This is a genomic window from Citrobacter sp. Cf116 (assembly GCF_030336505.1).
Lineage (GTDB): Bacteria > Pseudomonadota > Gammaproteobacteria > Enterobacterales > Enterobacteriaceae > Citrobacter > Citrobacter freundii.
The window spans coordinates 619,627-632,850 of the sequence record NZ_JAOWEQ010000034.1 but is presented as its reverse complement, the minus strand read 5'-3'; the positions used below and the strand labels follow the sequence as shown (position 1 = coordinate 632,850).

Here is a 13,224-nt window from a genome sequence, read left to right as displayed (position 1 = left end):
GCCACCCGGCATAAGTCTAAGCCGCCTTTTCAGGCGGCTTCTTCGTCTTCCAGCCGTAGCTCGGCATCGGCCACAATCGCTTCCAGCTCAGTCAGCATTTCTTCATAGCCGAAGGGAACCGTTTCCCGTTTTTTCAGCTCAACCTGTGGCTGGCGTTTTTTTGATGATTTCTTGCTCAATAGTCGTACTCCATTGTTTTCCCTGACTATACGGGCAAATCTATCAGCAAAGCGCGCAGCGGGGTATCGGCGACTAACGTTATGTTAGTTTCGTCACGAATAAATGCCCCATCGCCACAGGTGAGCGCTTCTTTTTCGGCGCCAGACGTCACCGCATGGAATCTGCCGTGAATCGACTGTAAATAAGCGCGTGGCCCATGTAACTGAAAACTCAGTGATTCACCTTGCTGCAGTTCAACGTGGTGCACCCATACCTGTTGGCGCAGATGCAGGCTGCCTTGTTCACCGTCCGGCGAGGCCAGCAGCTGATGCTTACCGGTACCCAGCGTGGCTTTCTGTACGCAGGCGTTTTCACGCTGCGGGCAGGCGTCCAGCCAGAGCTGCATCCGCGTTAACGGTTTGTCTTTGCTGATATTGTGTTCGCTATAGCTAATCCCGGGCTGTGTCGCGAGCAGTAAAACTTCGCCTGCTTTGGCCTTGATATGGTTGCCTTCGCTGTCTCGGTACTCTGCTTCCCCTTCAAGGATCAGATTGACGATATCCACCTTCGGATAGGTCCGCGGCTGGAAAGAGGCCCCCGGTGCCAGAACTTCCTGGTTCAGAACACGCAGCGAGGCATAACCCAGCAGTTTAGGATCAAAATAGTGTCCAAAGGAGAAGGTATAACGGGCCTGCAGCCAGCCGTAGTCTGCTTGCCCGCATTGTTTGGCTGTACGGGTAGTAATCATAGTTCTTGACCTCTCTTTACTTCCTTTTATGTTAAATGGCTAGACGCTGCATTGTTAGCCAGATATTCTGCCCGGTATGTTCAAATTTCCTGAATGAGAACGAGATGGCTAAAGAAAGGGCTTTAACGCTTGAGGCGTTACGCGTCATGGACGCAATAGACAGGCGCGGCAGCTTTGCCGCCGCCGCAGACGAACTGGGGCGCGTGCCTTCCGCACTTAGCTATACCATGCAGAAGCTGGAGGAAGAGCTGGACGTAGTGCTGTTTGACCGTTCAGGCCACCGCACAAAATTCACTAACGTCGGGCGTATGCTGCTGGAGCGTGGGCGCGTACTGCTGGAAGCTGCGGATAAACTGACTACCGATGCCGAAGCGCTGGCTCGCGGATGGGAAACGCATTTGACTATCGTTACCGAAGCACTGGTGCCAACGGCGGCGTTTTTCCCGCTGATCGACAGACTGGCCGGGAAGGCCAATACCCAGCTTTCCGTTATTACCGAAGTTCTGGCCGGGGCGTGGGAGCGTCTTGAGCAGGGGCGGGCGGATATCGTGATTGCGCCGGATATGCATTTTCGCTCATCTTCCGAAATCAACTCGCGCAAGCTGTACTCGCTGATGAACGTGTATGTGGCGGCACCGGATCATCCTATCCACCAGGAGCCGGAACCGTTATCGGAAGTCACCCGTGTGAAATACCGTGGGATCGCTGTGGCGGATACCGCACGTGAACGTCCGGTGCTGACCGTTCAACTGCTGGATAAACAGCCGCGTCTGACGGTGAGTACGATAGAAGATAAACGTCAGGCGCTGCTGGCCGGATTGGGCGTAGCGACAATGCCGTACCCGCTGGTGGAAGAGGATATTGCAGCTGGTCGACTGCGGGTCGTTAGTCCGGAATCGACAAGCGAGATAGATATTATTATGGCCTGGCGTCGTGACAGCATGGGCGAGGCGAAATCCTGGTGTCTGCGAGAAATTCCCAAGCTGTTTGCGGGTAAATAAGAAATACGCCCCTCCAACGGAAGGGGCGTATTTAAATTCAGGACAACTGTTTGGGGTCAGCGCCGAAGCGGTTACTCCCCGGAGTGCCGTTTTGACAGTTGAAAATGATGATCACCAACCAGCCGACGATCGGGATCAGCAGCACCAGCAGCCACCAGGCTGAACGGTCGGTGTCATGTAAACGCCGGAACTGTACCGCCCACCACGGGATAAAGACCAGAACCCCGTAAATCGTCGTTAATATGCCTTCTCCTCCGGCGCGTTCCCAGCCAAGCATTCTGTCCAGAATGCCCAGCACGAACGTGAAGATGATGTTGACCAGCACAAACATCCAGTATTCTTTACGACGCGCGCGGCCACCAAACCCAAAGTAGTTCTTTAATACGTTTAAATACCAATCCATTTTTGCCTCGTTCTGCGTTCAATTACTTGTTTTTAAAGCAATCAAATTAAGAATAGCTGCGAATGGAATGCTGGTAAATATTTGTGTTGTTAATTATTTGGCCTCCAAACGGGCAATGCCGATCAGTTAAGCATGTATGGTGAACATGTGATTCTTGCTCAGGGTTCCGTTCACCTCATGTGCGTTGCTTCTCTGATATCTTTATACCCGTGAACGGGCAAGGGAGGCTCACCGCCGCCTCCCTTGCAACCCAGGCTCCCGGCGGGAAAATCGTCGCTGCGCGATGTATTCGTCTTATTCCGTCTGCCTGTCGGGTCGGAGCCGAGCCTGCGTCCATGCAGGCCGTCCCCTCTGCCCGCATGGATGCGGGTTCAGGGCGCGTTTTACAGGGACGTTTCCTCGCGCCCGACCCGGTAGCCTGGAGGAATAAGCGGAGGGTATTGCATAGCAACAATTTTCCTGCCGGGAGCCGGGATTGTAAAGGGCGTGGCGGAGAACGCCCTTTACACGTTCACAGGAATCGGTGCTTCAGAGAAACGATGAACATGAGGTGAACGGAACCCTTTCCCTGAAATAGCATATTCATTACCTCCGCCAGCACATGTTGATGCCTTTCGAAACTGAGGCGTTAACTGAACAGCATTACCCAAACGGAGGCCAGTGTAAATCAGGCGAAACGCTCGTCACGCCCATGAGGTTCGCTGAGATCCTGCCACGGGCCGATTGAAATAATACCGGTCGGGTTGATTGTTTTGTGGCTACGGAAGTAGTGATGACGGATATGGTCAAAGTTGACGGTCTCCGCAATGCCCGGCATCTGGTAGATATCGCGCAGAAAACCGTACAGATTCAGGTAATCACTGATGCGGTGTTTGTCGCACTTGAAGTGGGTGACATAAACCGGATCAAAGCGCACCAGCGTGGTCCACAGGCGAATATCGGCCTCAGTTAGCTGGTCACCGGTCAGGAAGCGATGCTGACCAAGGATCTGCTCCAGTCGTGCCAGAGATTGAAAGACTTTTTCCACGGCATCGTCGTAGGCTTCCTGGCTGGTGGCAAATCCCGCTTTATACACGCCGTTATTGACGTTGTCATAAATCCAGCCGTTCAGCTCGTCGATTTTGCTATGCAGGGCAGGTGGATAGTAATCCCCGGCTTTCGCACCCAGCGCATCAAACGCAGTGTTAAACATGCGGATGATTTCTGCAGATTCGTTGCTGACAATAGTGTGGTTTTTTTTGTCCCACAGTACCGGAACGGTCACCCGACCGCTGTAGTGCGGATCGGCGTGTAAATAGAGCTGATAAAGAAATTCGTGCTGATACAGGGTATCGCCGGTTGCCGCTGGGAAGTTGTCGTCAAAGGTCCAGCCGTTTTCCAGCATTAGCGGATGCACAACGGAAACGGAAATAAACGGTTCCAGCCCTTTAAGTTTACGCAAAATCAGTGTGCGATGTGCCCACGGACAGGCCAGAGAAACGTACAGATGATAACGGTCTTTTTCGGCAGCAAAGCCACCTTCACCGGTCTGGCCAGGCGTGCCATCTGCGGTGAGCCAGTTACGGAAAGCCGATGCAGAACGTTGAAATTTCCCACCGGTTGATTTGGTATCGTACCAGGTGTCATGCCAGACGCCGTCAATCAGTTGTCCCATTTTATCGTCTCCTCAGATAGCAAAAGCGAGGAGATATCTCCTCGCTTTTTGATGTGTTCAGTATAGTTTGCTTACCACTTTTTATTCAGTACGCGGTCAATACTGAATGCGCCCGGACCGGTGATAGCCAGCAGCAGGAAGCCGCCTGCGATGGTCAGGTTTTTCATAAACATCAGAGAGTTCACACCTTCCGCAAAGTTACTGTGGAAGAGGAACGCCGTCAGCAGCGTGAAGCCTGCGGTGAACAGCGCGGTAGTACGGGTCAGGAAACCGAACAGAATTGCCAGGCCGCCGCCAAACTCAAGCAGAATCACCAGCGGCAGCATAAATCCAGGGACGCCCATGGCTTCCATGTACTGTTGGGTACCTGCATATCCGGTGATTTTTCCCCAACCTGCGGTAATAAACAGGATTGGCATCAGAATGCGCGCTACCAGTACACCAACATCTTCTAATTTCTTCATCATACTCTCCAGGAAACCACTCAGGCGGCTTATTGTGTTTTTTTGTGCACCGGCGCTGCAGAGCGCGTCGTTGCTGTCGATGGAGAGAATCATAAACGTGCTTAGTGACAATTGTTAGCAAGGAAAACTGTCAGAAATTATCAAAAAATTTGAGGTTAGGTGGGAGTAGGGGGATTAGCCGCGCAACTGCTGCTGCCTGATGGTCGATTTCACCAGACGCCAGATGCTCCAGACGCTAAAGCCGCGTTTGGCCCAGCGTACCAGCAGATTTGGGTTACGGATGGTGCGAACCGCCATAATACTGCTCCCGACTAACACCCAGCCGCGCAGGTTCAACAGCGTCTTCCAGCCACGATCGTAGACCTCGATGGCTTCCAGCCAGTCGCGGCGAGTAGCAGACAGATCCAGCCGTTGCTGCTGGATCTGTCCAAGCAGTTGCGCCTTACGTTGTTGACGTTCGACTTTACTGCTCATTATGCGTCATCCTCCAGAGCCCGCCTGTCGTTCGCGAGTTCATTGCGCGTATGGCGTAGCAGCGTTGTTTTACGCGCTTTACGCAGCGTCCATATCCCGCCAATCAGCGCTAACAGCAACAGCACTACGGTGGTGGCAATCATGGCGTTCAGGCGGTATTGAGGGTCAATGGCCCAGATGATAAGTACCATCAGGCTCATCAGGCCAAACGCCGCGAACAGCATAGTCAGCCCAAGCATCAGCAGGATCTGGATGAGGTTGGCTTTTTCCTCTTCCAGCTCAACGACGGCCAGCCGCAGCCGCGTCTCTACGATCTCAACGAGAATCGTCAGGATCCGCTGTCCAATACCCAGTACGCCTTTGCCTGGACCTTGTGCGTGTTGAGAATCAGCCATTGTTAACGGCGCGACAGCAGTACACCAAGCACCACACCGACTGCAGCGCCAATGCCGACGCCTGTCCATGGGTTTTCGCGCACGTAGTTATCGGCTTTAGCCGCGGCCTCACGGGTCTGTTTGGCAATCACATCGCTGGTTTCACTCAGACGATGGCGGCTCTCGCGCAGCGCATGTTCGGCTTTGCTGCGAATTTTACTCATCTCTTCCTTCGACTTATCGCCAGAAGAGCTAAGTACTTCTTCAAGCGTATCCGCAAGAGATTTCAGCTCAGCGCGCAGGTTTTCCGTAGCATTATCTTTCGACATAGTTTTCTCCAGTTGAGTGGCTAGTTACCGTACTTAGTAATCGCGGGTCTCGAGTTCTTTTAGCTCTTTCTGAGCTTCAGCAAGCTTGTGTTCGCGCTTAGCTACCTTATCCGCATCGCCTTTTTGCTTAGCTTCGGCTAAGTCACGTTGACGCTCGGCAATCTCATTTTTCTGCTCGGCGATTTTTTTCTGATGGTTGGCGCGCAGTTTGCTGTCAGTACAGTTTGCCCTGACTTCGCTCAGCGCTTTGTTCAGTCCATTGATGCGGCTCTGATTATTGTGTTTTTCGGCATAGCTAATCTCCCGCTGAATGTCTTGTTCTTTTTCCTGACAGAGGGTGTTGGCGTAGCTGCCGGCACTTAGAGCGAAAAGGCTAATTGCCAAAGCGATGCGGTATTTCATTCTTGAACCTTCCATTGTGATTCGACCTTGTCGTTTAGGGTCGATGCTCCAGAATAATAAAACGTTGGGTCATAAGCCCAGTTTATTAATCATAGGCGCTAAACGGTGAAATCACCAAAGTGAGTGATCTAATTCAGATTCCTGGAAATTAACCAAAGCGGTGTGGAGTATCACGTAAGCGGGATAACCACTGCACCGCCTGATTATCATCATCCTGCTGAGCGATAACGAAACCGTGCGGTAACGTTCGATCAAGTACGACCTTTGCCGCTGCGCTCTGCGCGCTGGAATCAAAGGTAATCAGCAGTGCGTCATTTTGCGGAGTGATGCTTTTAAAACGAATGCCGTTGGCATCCAGGTGATGCCAGATAGAGAAGCCATCAGGCATGCTGGCTCCCTGGTTTACGGCACGAATGGCAAGCGTTGATTCCTGCTGGCGAATGACAGACCAGGTCAGGAGCAACGCGCCAATGAACAACATAAAAGTGGTGGACCAGGCAAGTCGTCGGAGCGTTATGCATGATTTCAGCATAATTTACCCTCGGTTCCCGTATTTCTTCTTCCAAAGAACAACCAGTGAACCTGCCAGACCAAACACCAGTAACACCACAGGAAGCAGCATCAGACAAGACATCAGCTGATCTTCATACTTGAGAAACACCGGCGTTTTGCCCAGCAGATAACCAAGTGTTGTGAGAATCAGAACCCAAAGCAGTCCGCTCATCCAGTTGAAGAACTGAAAGCGCGCATTATTCAGGCCGGACAATCCTGCGATGGTTGGCAGTAATGTTCTGACAAACGCGATGAAGCGACCGACCAGCAGCGCAGACAAGCCATGCTTATGGAACAGATGATGCGCGCGCTGATGGTAATGCGCGGGCAGATGAGATAGCCAGTTTTGTACTGTGCGGGTATTCCCCAGCCATCGCCCCTGGATATAGCTAAGCCAGCAACCCAGGCTGGCTGCGGTAGTGAGCAGCAGCACCGTTTGCGGGAAACCCATCGCGCCTTTGGCGATAAGTACGCCGACCAGCACCAGTAGACTGTCGCCAGGTAAAAAGGCCGCTGGCAGCAGTCCGTTTTCCAGAAACAAAATGGTAAATAGTACGAAATAGAGCATGCCAATCATGGAAGGATTGGCCAGCGTTTCAAAATCCTGAGCCCATAAAGCATTCAGTAATTGAGTCAGTAGTTCCATTCAATATTCCTGGAGAATCGGTTGTCGTCATGCCGGTTTTCTGGAGTTTGTAACGCCGCAATTTTATTGGTGTTTTTTACATGGATCGCGGTCTGACACAAATTCACGGCCTGAACTATTCCCTGTAAAGTTGTGAAGTAAGCAAGCTCTCAAACACAAAAATTCAAATAGCATCTAATTGTAACAAAGGTCAACGTTGTCCGTTATAGAAATTACGGTTGTTGAACTGTGATTTTGCTTATCGCAATGGAGGGAGGCGAGAGGATTTACACAGGCTGACACTTTATACCTAATGCTTACCAAGCAGGAGAAACAGGCGCTTTGTCGCGCCTGCATCGAAAAGATTGCTTATTTAGCGCTGTTAACTGCCGTATCGAGATGAACGACCGGATTTTCTGCAAAAAGATAACGATCGGCGTTGAACTCAAAATCATCGCTGGTCTCGTTGAATAACATGATTTTGGTATTCTCCAGGTGCTGCCACATCGCCAATTTTGCCGCATTGGGATCTTTACGGATCAGTGCTTTGAGAATTTGATCATGGTCATCACACCAGTTATCGACGGTACGTGCGTCGATATGCTCGTGCAGTTTTTTCCAGTACGGGTTGTGGCTGCGCTGGGTCCACATTTTTTCCACGATGGCGGCCAGCGCTGAGTTCTGCGTGGCTAGCGCGACCTGAATATGAAACTGCAGATCCCATTCGGAATCGCGGAAGCATTTTTCATTCCGCGCATGCTCTTGAATGTCCATCAGTTTCATGATGTCTTGCTTGGTAACCTGCGTAGCAGCAAATTCAGCGATATTGCTTTCAATCAACTGACGAGCCTGAAGCAGCTCGAAAGGACCATAATTGGCGAATTCAAGCGATTCGTCGGTGGCCTGCTGGTGACGGGCCTGGTTCGAAATGACATGAATGCCAGAACCTTTGCGCACTTCTACATAGCCCTCAACTTCGAGCATGATAATCGCTTCACGAACCACGGTACGGCTGACATTTTTTTCATCGGCGATAAAGCGCTCTGCGGGGAGTTTTTCACCCACCAGATAGACGCCCTGCTCAATGCGTTCTTTCAGATCAGCGGCAAGTTGTTGGTACAAACGTCGTGGTTCAGTGATTTCCATATGCGCTCCAGGCATGATACGGCAGACTCTATTTGTTATACCACTTTTACGATTACGGCTCCACTCGCGACGTCAAAAAAGCCGCCAGATAACTGGCGGCTTAGCATGACAAAACCTTGTTAAATCTTGTCCGGTTAACTTTGCGCAGCGGGATCGCCAGTTTGCGACTCTGACTCTACCTCGCTGGCCGATTTGTTCTGCAATACTGTCCAGATGACTAACGCGCCGAGGAGGTCGAATACCGCCAGTACGGCAAACAGTGGGCTAAAGCCGATGGTGTCAGCCAGTGCGCCGACGACCAGCGCAAACAGCGTACTTGCAAGCCAGGCGGACATACCGGTCAGACCGTTCGCCGTTGCCACTTCATTACGACCAAACACGTCAGAAGAGAGTGTGATCAGCGCACCGGACAGCGCCTGGTGAGCAAAGCCACCGACGCACAGCAGGGCGATAGCAATGTATGGGCTGGTGAACAGACCGATCATCCCTGGGCCAATCATCAGCAATGCACCCATGGTGACGACCATTTTACGCGAAACGATCAGGTTAACGCCGAACCAGCGCTGGAACAGCGGCGGTAAGTAACCCCCAACGATACAGCCCAGGTCAGCAAACAGCATCGGCATCCAGGCAAACATCGCAATTTCTTTCAGGTTAAAGCCGTAGACTTTAAACATGAACAGCGGGATCCAGGCGTTGAAGGTCCCCCATGCCGGTTCTGCCAGGAAACGCGGCAGCGCGATGCCCCAGAACTGGCGGTTACGCAGGATCTGACCGAGCGACATTTTTTTCGAGGTCGCGTTTTTATGCTGTGATTCCTGACCATTCAGAATGTAATCACGTTCTTCATCAGACAGTTTTTTCTGGTCGCGCGGGTGTTTGTAGAACACAAGCCAGCACATCGCCCAGATGAAGCTCAGCGCACCGGAAATAATGAATGCCATCTGCCAGCTGTGCATGACGATGGCCCAGACCACCAGCGGTGGAGCAATCATCGCGCCGATAGAAGAGCCGACGTTAAAGTAACCTACGGCAATTGAACGCTCTTTTGCCGGGAACCATTCAGAACTGGCTTTCAGACCCGCAGGGATCATTGCGGCTTCAGCGGCACCTACCGCGCCACGCGCCAGTGCCAGTCCACCCCAACTGCCAGCCAGTGCGGTCGCGCCACAGAAGACGGCCCACAGAACGGCGAACATCGCATAACCCACTTTTGTGCCGAGCACATCGAGCACGTAGCCGGCAACGGGTTGCATTACGGTGTAAGCAGCAGAATACGCTGCGATGATATAGGAATACTGTTGAGTGGAGATGTGTAACTCTTCCATCAGAGTTGGCGCAGCTGCCGCCACAGTGTTACGTGTCAGGTAACCCAGCACGGTGCCAAGTGTCACCAGTGCAATCATGTACCAACGTAACCCTTTAATTTTACGCATGTAAAACCTCATCGTTTTGTTATGTCCGCGAACGAGCGGTCATCTTCCAGTTCAGGGCGGAGGATGTTCTTTTACGAGGGGGGACCGAAAAAAAGCCGGTACTCCCCGAACTTTGCCATGTCAATAATTGTGCTAATTCGGTTTCCGTACCGGTCAATCCGATGGATATCCATCGGTAATTTGCATTCCGTCGGCTTATGTATCGCGACGGCCAAAAGATAACTTGTCATACAGCTTTAAAAGGTGAGTGCCATCACAAAAGTGTGAATCTTCGTGTGGTCATTATTTCGATTCAGCAAAGCCAGAACTGGCGCGGCTTGACGCGTGATTTACCTCTTTGAGAGTAATTTTTTTGTCACCATTTGTTGATCTAACTCACGAAAATATCTTCAGCGTATAGAAATTGGTGTGATAACTTTGTCAACATCAAAACATAAGCAATCTGACGCACTCGTTGAGAGGAAGACGATAATGACCCCGTTTATGACTGAAGATTTCCTGCTGGACACCGAATTTGCCCGCCGTCTGTACCATGATTACGCCAAAGACCAGCCGATTTTCGATTACCACTGCCATTTACCACCGCAACAAATCGCTGAAAACTACCGTTTTAATAACCTGTATGACATCTGGCTGAAGGGTGATCACTACAAATGGCGTGCGATGCGTACCAATGGCGTCGCTGAGCGCTTGTGTACCGGCGATGCGTCCGATCGCGAGAAGTTTGACGCATGGGCCGCCACGGTTCCGCACACTATCGGTAACCCGCTGTACCACTGGACCCACCTCGAATTACGTCGTCCGTTTGGTATTACAGGTAAGCTGCTGTCTCCGGCAACGGCTGACGAAATCTGGAACCAGTGCAATGAGCTGCTGGCGCAGGACAAATTCTCCGCGCGCGGAATCATGCAGCAGATGAATGTGAAAATGGTCGGCACTACCGATGATCCGATCGACTCTCTGGAGCACCATGCGGCCGTTGCTAAAGACGGAAGCTTTGATGTGAAAGTGCTGCCGAGCTGGCGTCCGGATAAAGCCTTTAACATTGAGCTGGCGACCTTTAATGACTACATGGCGAAGCTCGGTGAAGTGTCTGACACGGATATCCGCCGCTTCAGCGACCTGCAAGCTGCACTGACCAAACGTCTTGATCACTTCGCAGCTCACGGCTGTAAAGTCTCTGACCACGCGCTGGACGTGGTGCTGTTTGCCGAATCTAACGAATCTGAACTGGATAGCATTCTGGCGCGTCGCCTGGCGGGTGAAACCCTGAGTGAACATGAAGTGGCGCAGTTCAAAACCGCCGTTCTGGTGTTCCTCGGCGCTGAATACGCCCGTCGCGAATGGGTACAGCAATACCACATCGGCGCGCTGCGTAATAACAACCTGCGTCAGTTCAAACTGCTCGGCGCGGACGTCGGCTTCGACTCCATCAATGATCGTCCGATGGCGGAAGAACTGTCCAAACTGCTGAGCAAGCAGAATGAACAAAACCTGCTGCCGAAAACCATTCTGTACTGCCTGAACCCGCGTGATAACGAAGTGCTGGGCACTATGATCGGTAACTTCCAGGGCGAAGGTATGCCGGGCAAAATGCAGTTCGGTTCCGGCTGGTGGTTCAACGATCAGAAAGACGGGATGGAACGTCAGATGACGCAGCTGGCCCAGCTCGGTTTGCTGAGCCGTTTCGTCGGCATGCTGACCGATAGCCGTAGCTTCCTGTCATACACGCGCCATGAATACTTCCGTCGTATTCTGTGCCAGATGATTGGCCGTTGGGTTGCTGCAGGTGAAGCACCGGCAGATATCCAGCTGCTGGGTGAAATGGTCAGAAATATTTGCTTCAACAATGCGCGCGATTATTTCGCCATTGAACTGAACTAAGGCCTGGGTGAAGGTATGCAATACATCAAGATCCATGCGCTGGATAACGTCGCGGTTGCGCTTGCTGATTTGGCTGAAGGAAACGAAGTCACCGTTGATGGGCAGGCGGTAATCCTGCGTCAGGCGGTCTCTCGTGGCCATAAATTCGCCTTATGCGATATTGCGAAAGGCGAAAACGTCATTAAATACGGTTTGCCAATTGGCCATACGCTGGTGGATGTTGCGGCGGGTGAGCATATTCATGCTCACAACACGCGTACCAATCTGAGCGACCTGGATACGTATCGCTACCAACCTGATTTTCAGGCGGAAGTTGCACAACCGGCGGATCGCGATGTGCAGATCTACCGTCGTGCCAACGGCGATGTTGGCGTGCGCAACGAACTGTGGATCCTACCAACGGTAGGCTGCGTTAACGCGATGGCACGCCAGATGCAGAACCGTTTTCTGAAAGAGACTAACGACGCCGAAGGAATCGACGGCGTGCATCTCTTCAGCCACACCTACGGCTGTTCACAGCTCGGCGACGACCACATTAATACCCGCACCATGCTGCAAAACATGGTGCGTCACCCGAATGCGGGTGCGGTGCTGGTGGTTGGTCTGGGCTGTGAAAACAATCAGGTGGATGCCTTCCGCGAAACCTTAGGCGAGTACGATCCTGATCGCGTTCACTTCATGGTCTGCCAACATCAGGAAGACGAAGTGGAAGCGGGGATTGAACATCTTCACCAGCTGTACAACGTGATGCGTAACGATAAGCGTGAACCGGGTAAGCTGGGCGAGCTGAAGTTTGGTCTGGAATGCGGCGGCTCTGACGGCCTCTCCGGTATTACCGCCAACCCGATGCTGGGCCGTTTCTCCGACTACGTGATTGCTAACGGCGGAACTACAGTGCTGACCGAAGTGCCGGAAATGTTCGGCGCCGAACAGCTGCTGATGGACCACTGCCGCGATGAAGAAACGTTTGGCAAGCTGGTCACCATGGTCAATGACTTCAAGCAGTATTTCATTGCCCACGATCAGCCGATCTACGAGAACCCATCGCCGGGCAACAAAGCGGGTGGTATCACCACGCTGGAAGATAAATCGCTGGGCTGTACGCAAAAAGCAGGCTCCAGTCAGGTGGTGGACGTACTGCGCTACGGCGAGCGTCTGAAAACCCACGGCCTGAACCTGCTGAGCGCACCGGGCAACGATGCCGTCGCCACCAGCGCGCTGGCGGGCGCGGGCTGTCATATGGTGTTGTTCAGTACCGGTCGCGGTACGCCGTACGGTGGTTTTGTACCGACGGTGAAAATTGCCACCAACAGCGAGCTGGCAGCGAAGAAAAAGCACTGGATCGATTTTGACGCTGGACAGTTGATCCACGGTAAAGCGATGCCTCAACTGCTGAGCGAGTTTGTCGATACGATCGTTGAGTTCGCCAACGGTAAGCAAACCTGCAACGAGCGCAACGATTTCCGGGAACTGGCTATCTTTAAAAGCGGCGTAACGTTGTAATTACCCTTCATCTTTTGCACCACAGCTGTGTTGGCTGCGTTCGCCCACCCCGGTCACTTACTCATGTAAG

16 protein-coding genes are annotated in these 13,224 nt (G+C 52.3%); 3 read left to right on the top strand and 13 right to left on the bottom strand.

Going from position 1 to position 13,224, the window contains the following annotated elements; translation table 11 throughout:
- Positions 1 to 29: 29 nt before the first annotated feature.
- Together OGV74_RS08415 and OGV74_RS08410 are read right to left on the bottom strand one after the other, a co-directional pair.
- A complete protein-coding gene (locus tag OGV74_RS08415) occupies positions 30 to 179 on the bottom strand; it encodes a protein YhaL (RefSeq protein WP_086504593.1) in 150 nt (49 codons plus the stop codon).
- 26 nt (positions 180 to 205) lie between these two features.
- Entirely contained in the window at positions 206 to 907 is a 702-nt protein-coding gene (locus tag OGV74_RS08410) for a pirin family protein (RefSeq protein ID WP_003024860.1), read from the bottom strand.
- Between the two features lie 104 nt (positions 908 to 1,011).
- Here OGV74_RS08410 and yhaJ point away from each other — a divergent pair, with 104 nt between their 5' ends.
- Complete coding sequence (gene yhaJ / locus OGV74_RS08405; RefSeq protein ID WP_003024855.1) at positions 1,012 to 1,908, top strand: DNA-binding transcriptional regulator YhaJ; 897 nt, start codon at positions 1,012 to 1,014, stop codon at positions 1,906 to 1,908.
- Positions 1,909 to 1,945: 37 nt separating this feature from the next.
- Here the strand turns inward: yhaJ and OGV74_RS08400 are convergent, their stop codons facing one another.
- From OGV74_RS08400 to OGV74_RS08350, 11 genes are all read right to left on the bottom strand, one after another.
- Complete coding sequence (locus OGV74_RS08400) at positions 1,946 to 2,311, bottom strand: DUF805 domain-containing protein (RefSeq protein WP_003024853.1); 366 nt, start codon at positions 2,309 to 2,311, stop codon at positions 1,946 to 1,948.
- Positions 2,312 to 2,978: 667 nt separating this feature from the next.
- Positions 2,979 to 3,965 carry a glutathione S-transferase family protein gene (locus tag OGV74_RS08395; RefSeq protein ID WP_003024851.1) on the bottom strand — a complete coding sequence of 329 codons (987 nt, stop codon included), beginning with the start codon at positions 3,963 to 3,965 and terminating at the stop codon, positions 2,979 to 2,981.
- A gap of 71 nt (positions 3,966 to 4,036) precedes the next feature.
- Positions 4,037 to 4,429: a DoxX family protein gene (locus OGV74_RS08390; protein WP_003024847.1), complete on the bottom strand. Its 393-nt coding sequence runs from the start codon at positions 4,427 to 4,429 to the stop codon at positions 4,037 to 4,039.
- A gap of 174 nt (positions 4,430 to 4,603) precedes the next feature.
- Positions 4,604 to 4,903 carry a YqjK-like family protein gene (locus tag OGV74_RS08385; protein ID WP_086504592.1) on the bottom strand — a complete coding sequence of 100 codons (300 nt, stop codon included), beginning with the start codon at positions 4,901 to 4,903 and terminating at the stop codon, positions 4,604 to 4,606.
- Positions 4,903 to 5,298, bottom strand: coding sequence for a phage holin family protein (locus tag OGV74_RS08380; RefSeq protein WP_003024834.1), 396 nt, complete (start codon positions 5,296 to 5,298; stop codon positions 4,903 to 4,905). Before OGV74_RS08380 ends, OGV74_RS08385 begins: the two co-directional genes overlap by 1 nt.
- 2 nt (positions 5,299 to 5,300) lie before the next feature.
- Entirely contained in the window at positions 5,301 to 5,606 is a 306-nt protein-coding gene (locus OGV74_RS08375; RefSeq protein ID WP_003024832.1) for an ElaB/YgaM/YqjD family protein, read from the bottom strand.
- Between the two features lie 33 nt (positions 5,607 to 5,639).
- Positions 5,640 to 6,008, bottom strand: coding sequence for a DUF1090 domain-containing protein (locus OGV74_RS08370; protein ID WP_003024825.1), 369 nt, complete (start codon positions 6,006 to 6,008; stop codon positions 5,640 to 5,642).
- A 148-nt stretch (positions 6,009 to 6,156) separates the two neighbouring features.
- The gene (mzrA, locus tag OGV74_RS08365) at positions 6,157 to 6,525 is read right to left on the bottom strand and encodes an EnvZ/OmpR regulon moderator MzrA (RefSeq protein WP_162838710.1); all 369 of its coding nucleotides are present in this window, start codon (positions 6,523 to 6,525) and stop codon (positions 6,157 to 6,159) included.
- A gap of 18 nt (positions 6,526 to 6,543) precedes the next feature.
- On the bottom strand, positions 6,544 to 7,206 hold the full coding sequence (gene yqjA, locus OGV74_RS08360; protein WP_003024820.1) for a DedA family general envelope maintenance protein YqjA: 663 nt from the start codon (positions 7,204 to 7,206) through the stop codon (positions 6,544 to 6,546).
- Positions 7,207 to 7,554: 348 nt separating this feature from the next.
- Complete coding sequence (exuR, locus tag OGV74_RS08355) at positions 7,555 to 8,331, bottom strand: transcriptional regulator ExuR (RefSeq protein WP_003024817.1); 777 nt, start codon at positions 8,329 to 8,331, stop codon at positions 7,555 to 7,557.
- A gap of 134 nt (positions 8,332 to 8,465) precedes the next feature.
- Positions 8,466 to 9,767: an MFS transporter gene (locus tag OGV74_RS08350; protein ID WP_003024814.1), complete on the bottom strand. Its 1,302-nt coding sequence runs from the start codon at positions 9,765 to 9,767 to the stop codon at positions 8,466 to 8,468.
- 471 nt (positions 9,768 to 10,238) lie between these two features.
- On the opposite strand from OGV74_RS08350, the gene uxaC reads away from it, so the two are divergent.
- Both uxaC and OGV74_RS08340 read left to right on the top strand, forming a co-directional pair.
- Positions 10,239 to 11,651, top strand: coding sequence for a glucuronate isomerase (gene uxaC / locus OGV74_RS08345; RefSeq protein WP_003024811.1), 1,413 nt, complete (start codon positions 10,239 to 10,241; stop codon positions 11,649 to 11,651).
- A 15-nt stretch (positions 11,652 to 11,666) separates the two neighbouring features.
- The gene (locus OGV74_RS08340; RefSeq protein ID WP_003024809.1) at positions 11,667 to 13,154 is read left to right on the top strand and encodes a UxaA family hydrolase; all 1,488 of its coding nucleotides are present in this window, start codon (positions 11,667 to 11,669) and stop codon (positions 13,152 to 13,154) included.
- The last annotated feature ends 70 nt before the right edge of the window (positions 13,155 to 13,224 follow it).